Origin of the sequence: Microbispora sp. H10836 (assembly GCF_012999525.1) — a bacterium.
Taxonomy (GTDB): Bacteria; Actinomycetota; Actinomycetes; order Streptosporangiales; family Streptosporangiaceae; genus Microbispora.
The window spans coordinates 65212-81213 of the sequence record NZ_JABBWU010000025.1; the positions used below are offsets into that span (position 1 = coordinate 65212).

General features: G+C 64.2%; 15 protein-coding genes. 8 read left to right on the forward strand and 7 right to left on the reverse strand.

Translation table 11 applies throughout. The features are described 5' to 3' along the window. Positions 1 to 690 (reverse strand): GntR family transcriptional regulator, encoded by a 690-nt coding sequence (locus HHX30_RS34080; RefSeq protein ID WP_211593037.1) that lies wholly within the window; start codon positions 688 to 690, stop codon positions 1 to 3. Between the two features lie 272 nt (positions 691 to 962). Beyond that, positions 963 to 1247, reverse strand: a complete 285-nt coding sequence (locus HHX30_RS34085; RefSeq protein ID WP_169987406.1) for a hypothetical protein — start codon at positions 1245 to 1247, stop codon at positions 963 to 965. A 349-nt stretch (positions 1248 to 1596) separates the two neighbouring features. On the opposite strand from HHX30_RS34085, the gene HHX30_RS34090 reads away from it, so the two are divergent. The 4 genes from HHX30_RS34090 to HHX30_RS34105 all read left to right on the forward strand — a co-directional run bounded on the left by HHX30_RS34090 (position 1597) and on the right by HHX30_RS34105 (position 5622). After that, a complete protein-coding gene (locus HHX30_RS34090) occupies positions 1597 to 2892 on the forward strand; it encodes a helix-turn-helix domain-containing protein (protein WP_169987408.1) in 1296 nt (431 codons plus the stop codon). A 4-nt stretch (positions 2893 to 2896) separates the two neighbouring features. Beyond that, entirely contained in the window at positions 2897 to 3742 is an 846-nt protein-coding gene (locus tag HHX30_RS43535) for a restriction endonuclease (RefSeq protein ID WP_169987410.1), read from the forward strand. A 6-nt stretch (positions 3743 to 3748) separates the two neighbouring features. Beyond that, a complete protein-coding gene (locus HHX30_RS34100; RefSeq protein ID WP_169987412.1) occupies positions 3749 to 4291 on the forward strand; it encodes a hypothetical protein in 543 nt (180 codons plus the stop codon). Positions 4292 to 4584: 293 nt separating this feature from the next. Beyond that, the gene (locus HHX30_RS34105; RefSeq protein WP_169987414.1) at positions 4585 to 5622 is read left to right on the forward strand and encodes a hypothetical protein; all 1038 of its coding nucleotides are present in this window, start codon (positions 4585 to 4587) and stop codon (positions 5620 to 5622) included. A 464-nt stretch (positions 5623 to 6086) separates the two neighbouring features. On the opposite strand, the gene HHX30_RS34110 is transcribed toward HHX30_RS34105, so the two are convergent. The 4 genes from HHX30_RS34110 to HHX30_RS34125 all read right to left on the reverse strand — a co-directional run bounded on the left by HHX30_RS34110 (position 6087) and on the right by HHX30_RS34125 (position 8422). After that, positions 6087 to 6743 (reverse strand): SMI1/KNR4 family protein, encoded by a 657-nt coding sequence (locus HHX30_RS34110; RefSeq protein WP_211593039.1) that lies wholly within the window; start codon positions 6741 to 6743, stop codon positions 6087 to 6089. A gap of 209 nt (positions 6744 to 6952) precedes the next feature. Further along, a complete protein-coding gene (locus tag HHX30_RS34115; protein ID WP_169987416.1) occupies positions 6953 to 7378 on the reverse strand; it encodes a PIN domain-containing protein in 426 nt (141 codons plus the stop codon). Further along, a complete protein-coding gene (locus HHX30_RS34120) occupies positions 7375 to 7620 on the reverse strand; it encodes a hypothetical protein (protein ID WP_169953045.1) in 246 nt (81 codons plus the stop codon). Before HHX30_RS34120 ends, HHX30_RS34115 begins: the two co-directional genes overlap by 4 nt. A gap of 316 nt (positions 7621 to 7936) precedes the next feature. Further along, positions 7937 to 8422 (reverse strand): tyrosine-type recombinase/integrase, encoded by a 486-nt coding sequence (locus HHX30_RS34125; protein WP_249350744.1) that lies wholly within the window; start codon positions 8420 to 8422, stop codon positions 7937 to 7939. 323 nt (positions 8423 to 8745) lie between these two features. On the opposite strand from HHX30_RS34125, the gene HHX30_RS34130 reads away from it, so the two are divergent. Beyond that, entirely contained in the window at positions 8746 to 9987 is a 1242-nt protein-coding gene (locus tag HHX30_RS34130) for an IS110 family transposase (RefSeq protein WP_169987420.1), read from the forward strand. Positions 9988 to 10215: 228 nt separating this feature from the next. Here HHX30_RS34130 and HHX30_RS34135 read toward each other — a convergent pair whose 3' ends face one another. Beyond that, positions 10216 to 10881, reverse strand: a complete 666-nt coding sequence (locus HHX30_RS34135) for a DUF6461 domain-containing protein (RefSeq protein WP_169987422.1) — start codon at positions 10879 to 10881, stop codon at positions 10216 to 10218. A gap of 1398 nt (positions 10882 to 12279) precedes the next feature. Here HHX30_RS34135 and HHX30_RS34140 point away from each other — a divergent pair. The 3 genes from HHX30_RS34140 to HHX30_RS34150 all read left to right on the forward strand — a co-directional run bounded on the left by HHX30_RS34140 (position 12280) and on the right by HHX30_RS34150 (position 15992). Then, positions 12280 to 13269: a site-specific integrase gene (locus HHX30_RS34140; protein ID WP_169987424.1), complete on the forward strand. Its 990-nt coding sequence runs from the start codon at positions 12280 to 12282 to the stop codon at positions 13267 to 13269. 864 nt (positions 13270 to 14133) lie between these two features. Next, positions 14134 to 15060, forward strand: a complete 927-nt coding sequence (locus tag HHX30_RS34145; RefSeq protein ID WP_169987426.1) for a DUF6282 family protein — start codon at positions 14134 to 14136, stop codon at positions 15058 to 15060. After that, complete coding sequence (locus HHX30_RS34150) at positions 15057 to 15992, forward strand: 3-keto-5-aminohexanoate cleavage protein (RefSeq protein WP_169987428.1); 936 nt, start codon at positions 15057 to 15059, stop codon at positions 15990 to 15992. The genes HHX30_RS34145 and HHX30_RS34150 overlap by 4 nt, the downstream gene beginning before the upstream one ends. Positions 15993 to 16002: the final 10 nt, after the last annotated feature.

A 16002-nucleotide genomic window follows, 5' to 3' on the forward strand; every position in this document is an offset into this window, starting at 1 on the left:
CTACCCGATGGGATAGGCGTCCTCCAGCTCGTGACGGTCGGCAGGCAGCACGACGGCCAGCACGGCAAGGGGCCGGCCGCCGGGGTCACGTACAGCCGCATAGACGTCGAGGACCGGCGTGTTCTTGGGCATGCCGAGCTGCTTGACCTCGTCAGAGGTAGGCATCCGTGCCGTGATCTGTTCGATGATGTGATCGAACCGGACGCCCTTGCGGGCCTGGATGTGCTCGCGGATGCCCTGGGCCAGTGGCTCAGCGCTCGTGAGGTTCGTCCCCTCCGACAGGTCGAGGGGCAGCCACAGCGAGACGATCTCGGAAGGCTCATCGCCGCGTGAGACCAGTCGGCGACGGAGGAACGCCTTACTCTTGGGCGATAGGTCGAGCAGAGCGGCAATCCTGTTCGGCACGGCTACCGCGCCGACTTCCAGTAGTTCGGCCGAGGGCGTCTCGGCGCTGGTGAGGTAGGCGTGGCCGGGCCGGGGTTGTTCGAGCGAGGCGAGGGCAGGGCGGCCCCGCACGAAACGTCCCTTGCCCTGCTGGGACTCGATCCAGCCCTGTTCCCGGAGCACGCGCAGGGCCGCCACGACGGTCGGACGGGAGACGCCGAACTCATTGATGAGCTGATTCTCGCTCGGCAGGAGGGTTCCGGGAGGGTAGTCCCCCGCTTCGATACGCCGCTGAAGCGTCTGCACAAGCTGTGCATACTTCGGAGGCACGGACTCTAGAGACATCACGACCGTCCAGCAGCCGACAGGTTGTTTTACCAAGTTTGAGCCTAGACCGGCTCGATGCTTCTGTCACCTCGTTCGGCTGCACTCGCAGTCCAGGCGGAGGGGACCGGCAGGACCACACGGGGAGACACGGGGGCGAGTCACTGTGGCCCTGCCGGAGATCAAGAGCGCGACGAGGCAGGGATTGATGGCTGCCGACCCGTCGTCGGCTCAACTGCCTCGCCGCGCCCGCTTCAGCGGCAGATGTAGGCGGCTATCGCCTTCGCGGCGCCCTCCAGATCGGACACCGGGTGCCGCCTGCCTGCCGAGTTCCATGAGTAGTACTGGCCGCCGTAGCCGACGAAGACCCACACCGGCATCCCGCGCCCACTCGGCGGCTGGACCATCAGCGCCGTGTTGTTGTCACGCAGCTCAGCATTGATGCTGAGCCGGGTCAGCGCGTCACGCAGTCGGATGAGCTTGTCCGCCTCGTCGCTTCGGTTCATGTAGGCCACCGCCGCAACCTCGATCGGATTCATGTTCCGCTCCCTTCGGCCCGGCCGTTTCCGAGGCAGTCGAGGCACTCCCGCTCCCCACCCGAGTCGCGATCGTCACTGGTTTCGCCGCCGACGACAAGCTGACGGCGTGAATGGCACTGCTTGGTGCCACGCCCCCGACACGAAGGACAGGGTCTTGCCTCGCTGTTCTCGTCTGGCCGGGTCACCGTCGCCATCTCCTCGTTCATCCGGCGTTCCCTGTGGCGGGAAGCCGCTTGACGTACCGTGGTTGGTTGATGGCAAGTCCACCGGCAAAGCGAGCGCGATAGGACCCCCGAAAAGCCCCCCTCTTAACCCCCTGATGACCCCCCGACGGGAGGAAGACCCCGAGATGCCAGACAGCATCCCGAATGTCCAACTCCGCGCATGGCGCAACGCGCAACAGCTCACCCGCGCCGAATTCGCCGAGCGGATCAACCGGACCCCTGTGGGCATCAAGGAACGTCTCGCCGTCGATGAAGAACGCATCAGGCGATGGGAGGCCGGCGAAGTCTCCTGGCCCCGTGCGCCATTCCGGCTCGCACTGACTCAAGCCACCGGACTACAGCCCGAAGATCTCGGCTTCTCTCCCACAAAGAGAGGCAACGGCAATAGCCGTCTCATCGAGGCACACGTCATGCCGGTCGACGCGCTTCGGGCCGAGGCCGAGCTGTACGGCACGATGGAACTTGCCCAGCAGCTCCAGGCGTCTGATGTTGGAACCGGCACTCTCGAAGCCCTCGCCGAGGCTGTCGATCTGCTGTGCCGCGCCTACCCGGTTGTTCCCGCCGCGACGTTGCGCGACCGGACACAAAAGCGCCTCGCCCAGGTGACCCGGCTCCTGTCAGGCAGGATCACACTCGACCAGCACCGCGAATTGCTGGTCATCACCGGATGGCTTACCGCCCTGCTCGGCTGCGTCCATTACGACCTGGGTGAGCGCGAGGAAGCCGAGACGGCCCGCCAGGCCGCCTACGAGATGGGCCGCCAGGTCGGGCACGGCGAACTCATGGGCTGGGCACACGAGATGTCCGCATGGTTCGCCCTGGTCGAAGGTCGATACGAGGACGTTGTCACGGCCGCCCGCCAGGGCCAGGCCCTCGCCGGCCAATCCAGCGCGCAGGTACAGCTCACCTTGCAAGAAGCCCGCGGCTTGGCCCGCATCGGCGACCGCCGCGAAGCCGACAAGGCGCTGTCGCGCGGGGCCGACATCCTCGCCAAGCTGCCGCTCCCCGAGAACCCGGATCACCACTTCGTGTTCGACCACGCCAAGTGGGTGTTCTACGCGGCCACGGCGTACACCTGGCTGGAGGACAACGACCGGGCCGAGGAACACGCCCTTGAGACGATCCAGATGCACACCCGCCCCGATGGCACTTCGAATGCACCGATGCGGGTTGCCGACGCTCACATAGACCTCGGCATCGTCCACGCCCGACGCGGAGACCTTGACGCCGCCGTCGAGCAGGGCATGGCGGCCTTCGACATCGAACGCAAGTCCCTCACCGACCTCGTGAACCGAGCCGGAGACCTGGACCGCGTCCTACGCCAGCGCTACCGCCGCGAAGCCGTCGCCGAAGAGTTCCACGAGCGCTATCAGATTGCACGCAAGGCCCTAGTTAATCGCCGCAGCGACCTACTAGACTAAAGCGGTGACTACTTCAAATCTTCGAACGTTCATCGCCTTTGCCGAAGAAGACACACACAGCGCTGTTCGCCTTTCACGGCATTTACAAGCTGATGGATTTAACATAGAGCTAGCGCCCCTAGTTCGAACATTTGACAGTGTTGCCTCGCTGGAGAATTTATCCACATCCATAAAGCCGAGCGACGTTGTAATGATACTCCTGTCGCCGAATCTGCTAGATGGCTCCACACATGCAAGCGCGGTAACTGATACTTTTGTTGCCGAGCTGGATCGCCGCTCGATAGATCTAATCCCAGCACTCCTTGTCACTTGCGACATACCGAGCCCGCTCCACGAGCGCCGAATTATCGACCTTAGCACCGACTACACCGCAGGGATTCGCTCTATTAGAGGGTTGCTAACTGGATACAAGGTCATAGACTTCTCAGCGCTTACACCCCGCAAATTTGAAGAGCTAACACGAGACTTTCTCGAATCATATGGATTCAAGGTTCGAGGTGATTCTTATGGGGTGGAGTCGTATGACTTCAGGGCCGACTACAGCAGCACTGATCCCTTCGGGGCCTCCGAGACCACAAGGTGGCTGGTGGAGGCAAAGCTCTACGCACGAGGAGGGCGAGCAACCGTCCACACCGTGCAACGGCTGCTGATGGACGTTGTAGGGAAGCGCGCGCGCGGATTGCTCGTAACAAATGGTCGGCTCACATCTCCAACCAGAGAGTATTTAGACGAATACTCGCTTTCTATGGGCATCTGGATTAGGGTCATAGAAGGGCCAGAATTAAGGCGCCTATTGGTTGGCAGACCGAATATCGTATCAAAATACTTTCCCCCCATCTCTGCAAAGTAGTCAGACGTGACCGTCACGCCAGATAGTTTACGCAAAAGACTGGAAGCGTGCCCGGCGGGGAGAGAGGGCTGGCGAGAGTTCGAAGACGCCGCCCTCGCTACTTTGCGGTTTCTCTTCGTCCCTCCACTATCCGAGCCAATCGAGCAGGCGCGAAGCTATTCTGGAATCGACAGACGCGACGCCGTATTCCCCAATCGCAATTTAGATACATCCAATCATTGGGGACACTTACTGCAAGAGCTAAATGCTCGAATGGTTCTTGTTGAGTTTAAGAACTACAAGGATGAGGAAATAGGAAAGGAAGAGGTCAACCAGACGCGAAACTACCTCAACCGGCCGATGGGTCGCCTCGCGCTCATCGTCAGCAACAAAAAACCAAACGATGCAGCACACATCAAGCGGAACACAATCTATAGCGAGGACGGCAAAGTAATCCTTTTCATAACCGTAGAGCATCTAATAGAGATGCTCTACATGAAAGAACGAGGAGAGGATCCAGCCGACTTGATTATGGATTCCGTAGAGCGATTCTACCTACAGTACGAGTGAGCCTTCAAAAAGCGCTTCGCCTACGAACAGCGGCGCTTTCTTTCCGACTGCTCCGCTACTAACCATCGCGTTCGCTACACTCGACCCTTCCACGTTGCTGCCGAATTGTTCTTTTAATAGTCAAGGGGCGGCGCTCCGCGCCGCCTCGCGGCCCTGCGCCCGCTCGGCGGCCGGGCATGCGGCCTGGGGGCCGGTCCCGGCCGCCGGCGGCTTGGACCGCCTCCGTGACTCGATTTCGCATCCGAATCCGCATACCCACCCGCGAGACGCAGTCCCCCCTCTAGCCTCCTGCCATGCGAGTCGAAGTAGCTGTGGCTGGCGCACCTTTCGGAGCCTGGTCGTGCCCACAGGACCTTGCAACACAAGCGGGAAGCCGCGACGCCAGGTGGCTTGATCTCCCCCGCGTCAGCTTCGAGGTTGACCCGGCAACAACCCTCGGAGACGTCCTGAATCAGGCTGCCGCGACGCTGGGAGTCACAGCCCACATCTGGGAGTCCGAGGAGCGTCCAGTCAGCGAATGGGCCCTGCGGCCGGTCTCCGAAGCTGTGCATGAAGTTGCATTCTTCCGTGCAGACAACGCAGATGAGGGCCGGGAAGCTCGGTTGATTACTGCGCCCATTCTCAATGAGGAAGGGCAAGTGCAGTGGGGACAGAGGGTAACCACGGTACCTATGGGCACGCTAGAGATAGCCGCCCAGAAGGACCTCATCAAAGGTGATCCTCACAAGATCTACCTCTTCCCATCGAGCCCTGCAGGCGCGTTTGACCATCTCGACTGGACTCAGATAGGCGTAGCGCTTCTAGCTGCCGAAAAAGTCCTCGCACGGATCGGCGGGGTAGCAGATGGCCTGCACGCTTTAGCTTCCGTCTGGAAGGCTGGAAAGCGCACTATTCTCGGCCTCAAGGAACGGCTTCAGAAGAGAGCCGGTACTATCGGCGATGTCCAGGACCTCGCAGACACCCGAGAGATCTGGAACATTCAGGAGTTCTCCAAGTTTGTAGGGTGTTCTATCTCCGAGGCTGAAGCGCTACTACCAGTTCTGGGTCTCTCGCAAGACAGCGAGGGTCGGTGGACGCGAAGCAAAGATGATAACCCAACCCGTGCAAATGCCCTACTGATCACCGCTCTTTACGCGGCAATGTACGGGCTTGCGTGGGATGACCCTGAGAGCTCGTCTTTGGCTGGAGCGTTTACAGACGTTCTAGCTGCCTTGGAAGCCGGGGAGCAGATCACCCACGAGCGAGTCAGCCAGATTGTCCACGATCGAATGGACGACAACGTGTTAGAGGATGATGACGAATGGGGTTCGTCATGGGAAGCGCCGCTGTGAATAGCCGCCTCCGGCGGGGGCACTCCGGCTCCGGGGTGATCACCAAGGGCCTGCTCATCGTGGCCGGCCGTACCTAGCTGAGGTAGAGGGCCTGATCGCCCCGTCCGCCATCGACCCGGGACAAGCCGAGCAGACCAAGGCCACCGGGTCCAGGTCGTTCGTCCAGTAGGGCGCTCCACCTGGACCCGGTGGCCTTGGCCCGCTTCCCCTTCGGGCGGGTCGACGGCAGACGGGGTGATCAGGAGGCGGAGGCGTGCGCGCCGCACGGGAAGGGCCAGGTCACAGGCTGATCGTCGTGCAATTAGCGTGCAATTAGCCAGGGGAACGAGGGGGCAACCACGGTCACTCGTGACCGGCTCCACGCCCAGGTCAGCGCCCCTACGGGCCGTGATCCATGCAATTCCCAAGCTGACAGCGCGGGTTCGATTCCCGTCACCCGCTCCATTCTTTGAGAGCACTGCCGATCAGCCTAGGCCCACTGGCGCGGGTAGAAGCGGTTCGCCGTCCAGCGAACGGCAGTCTTCACCCAGGTCCCACCACAGTTGCCCGTTCGAGGTCAGGTAGGGGTACATGCCGCGGACGCCGCATCCGAGATATAGGGCTTGAGACACCTCGCGCAGATACGTGCCCAGGCTCGGACACGAATCAGAGAAGTCGCAGCCATCGTGGCCAGCCCACCCGAGCCGGCCGCAGTCAGGACCGGGGCGGAGATCGATGATGTGCACGACGCCGTCAGCGGTCTCCCCCCAGGGGATCCACCGGGAATGCCACCAGGGCTCATCGTCCCAGGGCCGCCTGACGAAGCCGTCACTGTCTGACGCCGTCTCCATATGGATCTGCCACTGCCTTGCAATGCCCGCTACGGAGAGCGGTGATTGCTGTTCCGGAAACAGGCTCATCCAATCGATCGCCCCGTCGTGACACTTCAACGACTCTGTGAGTTCGTCGGGGAAACGCATCCCCAGCACCTGCTGAGCCGACTCCACCGCTTCCGCAGTCGCCGGAGGATTGAGCATCGCCAGAGTGACCGGCGCATGCGCCGCCAGCCAGGCGTCGATATGGTGCCACGACGACGAAACCGACGACATGCTGTCTTCCCTTCCAGCCATCTTGGTCCACACCTCCCCAGGGAAATACGCTGCCTGACACAGCGCTAGATCACGTGCCAGATGCGTGCCAGAACGGACGGCGATCGGCGGTGAATCACGGGGACTCACGGTCATCGGCCAGCCCTGACCTGCACCCCGTTTTCCCAGCTCAGCACGGCAAGATCAGTAGCCTATTCCCAAGCTCACAGCGCGGGTTCGATTCCCGTCACCCGCTCCAAGATCTAAGCGAGCACCTCCGGCAGCAGCCTGAACGCGGCCACATGCCGGGGCCGGATTAGGCCGAAGTCGCGCCGGTCGATCGTCGCGATCTGTGTGATTCCCAGACGCTCGGCGATTGCGACCACGGACACATCTGCAGGGTCGAGGCGAGCATCCTTGTAGAGCCGGACGAGTTCGGCCATACGTCGTACGTCAGCGGCAAGCAGATCGACCAGCTCGAACTCTTCCGTGACGAGATCAAGGAACTGCGCGTGTACGGCCGGTCCCATGTGCCTGTTGATCGTCCAACCAGCCTCGATCAGGATGGTCGAAGGAAGAAGCAACGGCCCTTCCAACTGCTCAAGGAGTCGCACACATAAGGCATGGTGCTTGTCATCGCGATCGACAACGGCGATCAGCGGCCCTGTGTCCAGGAGCGTAGCGGTCACACCGACCGATTGAATCGCTCCGCCAGCAGATCTTCGACCCGTTCTGACAGATCGCCCTCTCCGGATGCGCCGATTCCCGCGATCGACAGTCGGCGACGCCGTACCGGTTCCGACAAATCTTCGTTCGCGGCCTCAGCGAGTTCCGGGTCTGTCTTGACCAACCGCAGCAGCCGACCCGCCTGGTCCGGCGACAGCCGGTCGACCAGGTGATGAAGCTCCTCATGCGCATGCCCGGCGCTCATACTCCGAGTCTACGCTGGCGATCTCGCTAGCGGCAGGAACATGATGGCGTGCCCGTGGCGTGCCCGTTCGATTGGCGATCAGTGGGGAGCTGCGGGGACTCACGGTGACTCGACCGCCGTAGGCCCAGGTCAACGTACTCCCAGCTCAGAGCGCATAATCCTGAAAGACTTCCCAAGCTGACAGCGCGGGTTCGATTCCCGTCACCCGCTCCACGAGCGAAGGCCCAGGTCAGGAAGAGAATCCCGACCCGGGCCTTGATTCTTTCTGCGGCTCTTTGATCTTCGCAGGCCATTAGCGGGCCATTAGCTCCGTGGATCAACCTGCGGGCATCTCGTCGGTCACGTCCCGCGCCTGGAGCTGCTTGTTGATCGCATCGGTGATCACCTTGTCCGCGCCGCGTACGGCGTGCTGATAGATCATGGCCGCCCGGACGTTGTCGTGACCCATCCGGGCCATGAGGTCCTTGAGCCCCGCGCCCGACTCGGCTGCGAGCATGTTGCCCGTATGCCGAAGGTCGTGGAAGTGCAGGCCCGGCATGCCCATGTCCTTGACGACATCGACCCAGCGCGTACGGGTGTTGAAGCCGCTACGCCGCAGCGGCCCGCCCTTGGCACCGGGAAAGACGAGCGCGCCCGGCTCGTCCTGGACGTAGGTCGCCAGGTGCTCACGCAGGGCCGGAATGATCCCCTCGGGGATGCCGACCACCCGCCGGCCCGCCTTGGACTTGGGCGGGCCGAGAACCAGCTCCCCCGTGGAGCGCTCGACGAAAGCCGCCCGAACGCGCACGGTCCCGGCCTCCAGGTCAAGGCGGCGGCGCTGCGCGCCGCCTCGCGGGCCGTCGCCCGCTCGGCGTCCGGGCGTGCGGCCTAATGAGAGCTACCGGGTCAGCTTTGAGCTTCGGGCAGACTCGGTAACGGTAGCCGTCGACAGGTGAGCACTCGTGCGGCCGGGACCCTTGCGGGGAGTTCTACCCCCAGATCGTGCCCCTGTCGGTGGTCGGGAGAGTTGATCGCTGATGGGATGTCGTGCCGGGCAGTCGGCCGTGAGCACTAGATCATTAGGTTGCGGACATTCTCCCGCGAGCTGCTGGACCAGGGTGCCGTCACTGACTGGGAGGAACTGAGGTGCTGTTCGTCGGGGATGACTGGGCTGAGGAGCACCATGATGTCGAGCTGCATGACGAGACGGGACGACGGCTGGGCAAAGCGCGGCTGGAGGAAGGCGTCGCCGGGATCGCGAAACTGCATGAGTTGATCGGCCGGCATGTGGCCGAGGGCGTCGAGGCGGATCAGGTGGTGATCGGCATTGAGACCGATCGAGGTCCGTGGGTGCAGGCGTTGATCGCGGCGGGCTACCGGGTGTATGCGGTGAATCCGTTGTCGGTGGCACGGTACCGCGAGCGGCACAGCGTCTCGGGGGCCAAGAGCGACGCCGCGGACGCGCGCACGCTGGCCGACATGGTGCGAACCGATCGGTATCAGCATCGGGTGATCGCCGGTGATACGCCTCAGGGTGAGGCGATCAAGGTAGTGGCCCGGGCGCATAAGACGCTGGTCTGGGAGCGCACCCGTCACGTGCAGCGGCTCCGCCATGCGTTGCGTGAGTACTTCCCTGCGGCTCTGGCCGCCTTCGATGACCTGACCAGGGCTGACACCTTGGCGTTGCTGGCGATTGCACCGGATCCGGCGTCGGCGGCCGAACTGACCCTTGAGCAGATCAGCGCGGCACTTAGGCGAGCCCGGCGCCGTAACGTGGCCGACAAGGCCTCGGCGATTCAGGTGGCCCTGCGGGCTGATCACCTGGGCCAGCCCGAGGTCGTCACTGCCGCCTACGCCGCCTCGGTGCGTGCCCAAGCAGCGATCCTGGTCACCTTGAACGAGCAAATCAAGACCATGGAAGACCAGGTCGAAGCGCATTTCGGCCGGCACCCGGACGCTGAGATCTACCTCAGCCAACCCGGCCTGGGACATCTACTCGGTGCCCGGGTGCTGGGTGAGTTCGGCGACGACCCCAACCGCTACGACAACGCCAAATCCCGCAGGAACTATGCCGGCACCAGCCCGATCACCAGGGCCTCCGGCAAGAAGAAGGTTGTGCTGGCACGATTCGTGCACAACGACCGGCTCATCGACGCCCTGGGCGCTCAGGCATTCGCCGCATTGAGCGCCTCACCCGGCGCCCGCGCCTACTACGACGAGCTGCGAGCACGCGAGGTAGGCCATCATGCGGCTCTCCGCCAACTCGCCAACCGGCTGGTGGGAATCCTCCACGGGTGCCTGAAGACGGGCACAAAATACGACGAAGCAACCGCGTGGTCGCATCGCGCGGGAGGCGAACCCAAGAAGACATCTGAGATCGCAGCCTGACATCTGGGGGCCGGTCCCGGCCGGCGGCGGCTCGGGCCGCCCGCCGTACGCCTGCCACGCCGTATCCCGCACAAGCCAGCGGCCACAGCGCAGCGCCGCTCAGCGAGCAGGGAGGGCCACCCAGTCTGTGCCACCAGCCGTAACCGCTGTCATCTTTGATTCAGTGAACGAGCAAGGCCCGAGCCCGGAGGATAAACGGGCCCACGGACACAAAGGGCTGTGACGCATTCATACGATCGGAGTCGCGACTCCGCCTGCGGAGTAGAGCGACGAGGTCGGGTATCGGGGCAGTGGCACCGCCAACTGGTCCTCCGTCAGCCGAAGCCCTGTCAGCCGGGTGGCCAGAGCCAACGCGCAGCATAGCGCCAGTTGCCGTTTGCCGGGTACCGCGGCGTAAATGTCTTCTTCTTCGCCCTCGTCCTCGTCTTCTTCAAGGTCGTCATCGAAAGTTGGGAAGCCGAGATCTGCAATGTGGGCTGCGATGGCGTCGGGCGAGCGCCCGCGCCTGACTGCCGGATCGTCGATGTTGAGAGCGGAGATCACCTCACCGTCTTCCGCGTAGGCGAAATAGATGTCGGTCTCGAACGTCCGTGAGACGCTGGCGGCCACCGCGCCGGTGGACAGGTCCTCCATGACAGGGCGGAGCGCGCCCACGTAACCGCCACGTTCGACCACGGTGGCGCCTGCCGGGTGAGCGTAGACGGACGCGATGAAGGGCCCTCCCGGTGTGAGCATGCTTGCCTCATCCACTGGAATAGGCAGGCCCAGCGCTCCTAGCAACGATGAGTGGTCCCGATCGCGCACGAAAATCACCGACAACCCGGAAACCCGCAGCCCGGCGTAGCCTTCATGGGTTATCCATTTGTAAGAATCCGCAGCCGCCTCAACCGACATAGCGTCCTCTCGAAACTCTGTTCGCCCCTCGTCTGGGAGCGACAAGCTCAATATTGCCTCCGGCGGGGGCCTCGGCTCCGGGATGATCGTCCACGCCTCTGCCGAGGCCGTAGCTGGCTGAGGTGGAAGCCTGATCATCCCGCCCACCACGACCCAGGCAAGCCCAGCAGACCGGCTCCTACGGCTCAAGCCCGTCTGTGACCCTTGACGTCCGATTGCCGAGGAACGGCGACTGGCTGGCGTACACGCGAAGACGGGCTTGCCCCTCCGTCCCCGGCCCGCTGCCGCTCCGCGGTGGGTCGAGGCAGCCGGGGTGATCAGCGATGCGAGACGCGCACGTCCGCGCAGGAAGACCCCGACCGCCTGCCTGGCGAGTCGACCACGCATACAGGGCGGCGGCTTCGGTTCCTGCGAGGACTACCGCGTTGAGGTTTCTGCTCCCTCCACCAAGACGAGTCCTCAACCCAGCTCTCGGTATGCATCCACTTCAGAGCGTGCCCGATGACCTCCTTAGGGAGCCGCACCGAGTGGTCCCGGACGTAATGGCTCAGGCCCTCAGGCCACAGGTACGTCCCATCTGTCAGCTCTAGGTTGCCGTTCGCACACCCACAGATCCGGCACTCAGAGGGTCCTCCGGCTGCGTAGGGAGCACGCATGCCGCCCGCGAGGTAGGCGGCGACCAGTTCCCGTTCTGTGGAACCCCAGTCGACATCGATTCACTCGTGCGCCTTGGGCCAGCCCGGATCGTCCGGGCTCCACCAGTAGCCGATCAATCGGAGCGATGTACGCAGTTCTCCCATCCGAACATCTTCCTTGAGATTTAGCGAGGTACGCATGGGGGCCCTGCGGGTGACCGACGGGCCATTAGCGACCCAGGGTGACGAGGGGGCAACCACGGTCACTCATGACCGGCTCCGCGCCCAGGTCAGCGCCAGTACAGGCCGCGATCCATGCAATTCCCAAGCTGACAGCGCGGGTTCGATTCCCGTCACCCGCTCCACTATCACATAGCCCTTGACCTGGGTATCCCTTGATCCCATTCTGATCGCTGTGATCGTCTGGGCACATCTTGGGCACATCCGTCTTCCCGCGATTCCCTTTGGGATCACTGACGGCCTGCTGACACTTGCCTGGTGGCGAGTATCGAGAAGCGTCCCGGCAAGGGAAAGAAGATCAGCTGCCGAGCCCGCTGGAGGCTCGGCGGGATCAGTGACGGCGCCTGCCAGTCGGAGACCTTCGAACAGAATGCACAGGCCGTCACCTTCAAACTCGCGGTGGAAGCCGCGGGCCACCTCTGGCCCGAGGGATGGATCCGCGGGTACGGCTGGCCCCCCCGCAGTTCCGGAGCCGGCAGCCGACGAGCCCGAGGTCGAGCCGATCCCGTTCCGCGACTACGCGATGACCTTCGTAGCCAGCTTGTCGGGCATCGAGGAGCGGACCCGCCACGACTACGAGCGCGATCTGCGCAACCACATCCTGCCGACCTTCGGCGACCTGGACATCCGCGACGGGAACGCGATCGATCGCACCCTCGTGCGAACCTGGGTCAACACCCTCCAGCACGGCGTCGCCGACCCCGTCAATGCCAAGCAGTGGCTGCGCCGCCCGCTGGCGCCAAAGACCATCCAGAACCTGCACGGGATCCTGTTCGCCATCCTCCAAGACGCCGTCGAGGCCGATCCCCCGCTGCGTACCTCCAACCCAGCAGCGCGCACCCGCCTGCCCCGTCTGGATGACGGCGAGGGCGGCGAGGGCGGCGACGAGATGGTCTTCCTCACCGAGCAGGAGTTCGCCCTGATCCGCGCGTGCGCCAAGCCGGATGTGCGGGACATGCTCACCGTTTTCGTCGGCACCGGCCTGCGCTACGCCGAGTTGGCCGCGCTACAGGTGCGCGACATCGACCCGTTCGGCAAGCCCGTGCCGACCCTGCGCGTACGGCGGGCGTGGAAGCGGCAGGCGGACAACACCTTCAAGGTCGGCCCACCAAAGACCAAGCAGTCCCGCCGGACCGTCGCCCTGTCCTCCGAGGTCATGGACGCGGTTCTGCCGAACATCGCGGGTAAGGGGCCTAAGGAGTTCGTCTTCAACTCCCCCACGGGTTCGTGGTGGCGTCACTCCTCCTTCTATGACCGCCGCTGGATTCCCGCGATCGACGACGCGTGTAGCCGCGGCCTGACCAAGCGCCCCCGGATCCACGACCTACGACACACGCACGTCGCCTGGTTGATCTCCGAAGGCATCCCGCTCGCCGCGATCCAGCGACGCATGGGCCACAAGTCGATCACCACCACCATCGACCGGTACGGCCACCTGCTCCCCTACGTCGACCAGGACCTCATCGACGCCATCGACCGTGCACTCACGGGTTCCCTGCGGGCCGTCGCCTGACAGCCCGGAGACCTGGTGACATTCATCTCAGACGATACGAAGGGGTCGGCCATAGCCGACGGTGCGGCGGCGAGCGCGCTACCCAGAAAACCGACGAACGACGAGAAAGCAGGTACTCCCCAGCGTGGAGAGCGCCCCGCGCGCGAGCCCTCCGCTTATGAAGGTGAAGCGGACACGGCTGGCCCTGGGCCGGAACAGGATCCGCTGCCAGAAGGGCAGCCGGTAACAACCGCGGGCTTCGCCCACCGTACCGTCACCACGACCATGGTGGCCATTGCCAGGCTCACCTTCACTGTTCTTCGGCAACTGCTGGGCTCTCGGCCTGCGACTGGGCACCGTGGCTGGCTCCCCTCGTAGGGCCAAGCGTCGACCTGTCGGTCATCGGCCTCCTGGTCGGCATACGTCACATGCAACTCCGCGGCGTCCAGCCCCCGGAGCTGAGGCCAGCCCGCATCCTGCTCGCCTTTTCTGGCCTGGCAACGCCGGCACTCAACATCGCCGAGCCCCTCGCAGCGGGTTCCCCAGGCCGCGGCGCCTACGACAGTATCCCTCCGCTCGCGGGAGGCCTGTCATGCCCAGCCAATCCGTCGTAAGTTCGCGATGCAGTGCATCGGTCCGGATCGTGAAAAGCGAGTCCCGGTGCGGGCCGCAAGGTGCGCCAGGAGCCTGTTTGGCGTGCGGGCTGTCAGTCCTTGCGCAGATAACGGCGACTGCGCGGCGCTCGGCAAGGCGGGCTGACCAGCGACGATGTGCGGGCCGCCGGTGCGGTGGGCGCTGGTCGATCGGCGTCTCACACAACGTAGACATGGACAGTTGTGTTCCGTAATATGAACAGCCAGTTCGTAGTCCGCACTTATGGAGATCATGTTGCTTGCAGCCGAGGACCCCAAGCCCGTCTCGCCCGCCGTACTGAAGGTCCTGAACGGTGCCGTGGACCTGCACTGCCACTCGGGGCCCAGCCCCTTCCCGCGACGGCTGAACCACGTCGAGGCCTCCTACGACGGGGCGCGCATCGGGATGCGCGCGATCCTCGTCAAGTCGCACCACCACAACACGGTCATGGACCTGCTCGCCATGAGCACCTGGCTCGCGGACGCGCCCACACCGGTGTATGGAGGGGTCGCGCTCAACAGCGAGGTCGGCGGCATGAACCGGTCGGCCGTGGCGATGAGCCTGCGGATGGGCGGGCGGTGCGTCTGGGCGCCGACGACGTGCGCCCGTCAGCACATCGATCACCACCACCACGGCGGCGAGTTCCCCGCCGCCGCCATCGACCTGCTCGAATCGGAGGTGTCGATCTTCGACGAGTCCGGGAAGGTGTCGGCGGACACCGCCGCGGTCGTCGACATCGTCGCCGAGACCGACACGCTGCTCACCGGCGGGCATCTGGACGTCGACTCGATGAAGGCCCTGTTCAAGGTCGCCCAGAGCAAGGGCGTGCGGCGCCTGCTCGTCCAGCACCCCGACTTCATCATCGGCGCGTCCGAGGACGACATCGAGGAGCTGATGCGCTACGGCGCCTACATCGAGCACGAGATCGCCATGTACCACCCCGAGGTGACCGCCATCGGCTGGCCCATCGAGCAGCTCGTGAACTGGATCGACCGGGTCGGCCCCGAGCGGACCGTCATCTCCTCCGACCTGGGGCAGAAGGGCAACCCGCTGCCCGTCGACGGCTACATCTACCTCGTGGGGGCGCTGCTCGACCACGGCGTGCCGGAGAAGGACGTCCGCCGGATGATCGCGGCCAATCCCGCGTTCCTGCTGGGGCTGGAGGAGGAACCGGCGTGATCGACACCGACCGTGTGATCATCAGTACGGCGGTGACGGGATCGGTTCACGTGCCGTCGCAGAGCGACCACCTGCCGATCACGCCGGAGCAGATCGTCGAGGAGTCCCTCGCCGCTGCGGAGGCGGGAGCGGCGATCATCCACCTGCACGCGCGGCATGCCGAGGACGGCCGGCCGGCGTTCGAGCCGAGCGTCTTCGAGAAGATCATCCCGCCGATCGTCGAAGGCAGCGACGCGGTGATCAACATCTCGACCGGCGGGGCGTCGTCGATGACGATCGAGGAGCGGCTCGCGGCGGCGACCCGGTTCAGCCCCGAGCTCGCCTCGCTCAACATGGGGTCGATGAACTTCGTCTTCTCCGGCATCGCGGACCGGATCACCCACTGGAAGTACGAGTGGGAGAAGCCCTACGTGGAGAACACCTACGGGCACCCGTTCATCAACTCCTTCGCACAGATCGAGTACGCGCTGCGGGAGCTGGGCGAACGGGGCGGCACCAGGTTCGAGTACGAGTGCTACGACATCGGGCACCTCTACACGCTCGCCCACTTCGCCGAGCGGGGGCTCGCCAAGCCGCCGTTCCTCATCCAGGGGGTCTTCGGGATCCTCGGCGGCATCGGGGCCGACCACGCCAACCTCACGCACATGGTCGCCATCGCCGACAAGCTCTTCGGCGGCGACTACCACTTCTCCGCCTTCGCCGCCGGGCGCAACCAGATGCAGTTCTGCGCGCACAGCGCCTGGCTGGGCGGTCACGTACGCGTCGGCCTGGAGGACAACCTCTACATCGGCAAGGGCGAGAAGGCGACGAGCAACGCGCAGCAGGTGCGGAAGGTCCGGGACGTGCTCACCGACCTGGGCAAACAGATCGCGACGCCCGCCGACGCCCGCCGGATGCTGGCACTCAAGGGCGCGAAGAACATCACGCTGTAACGGCTGCGAG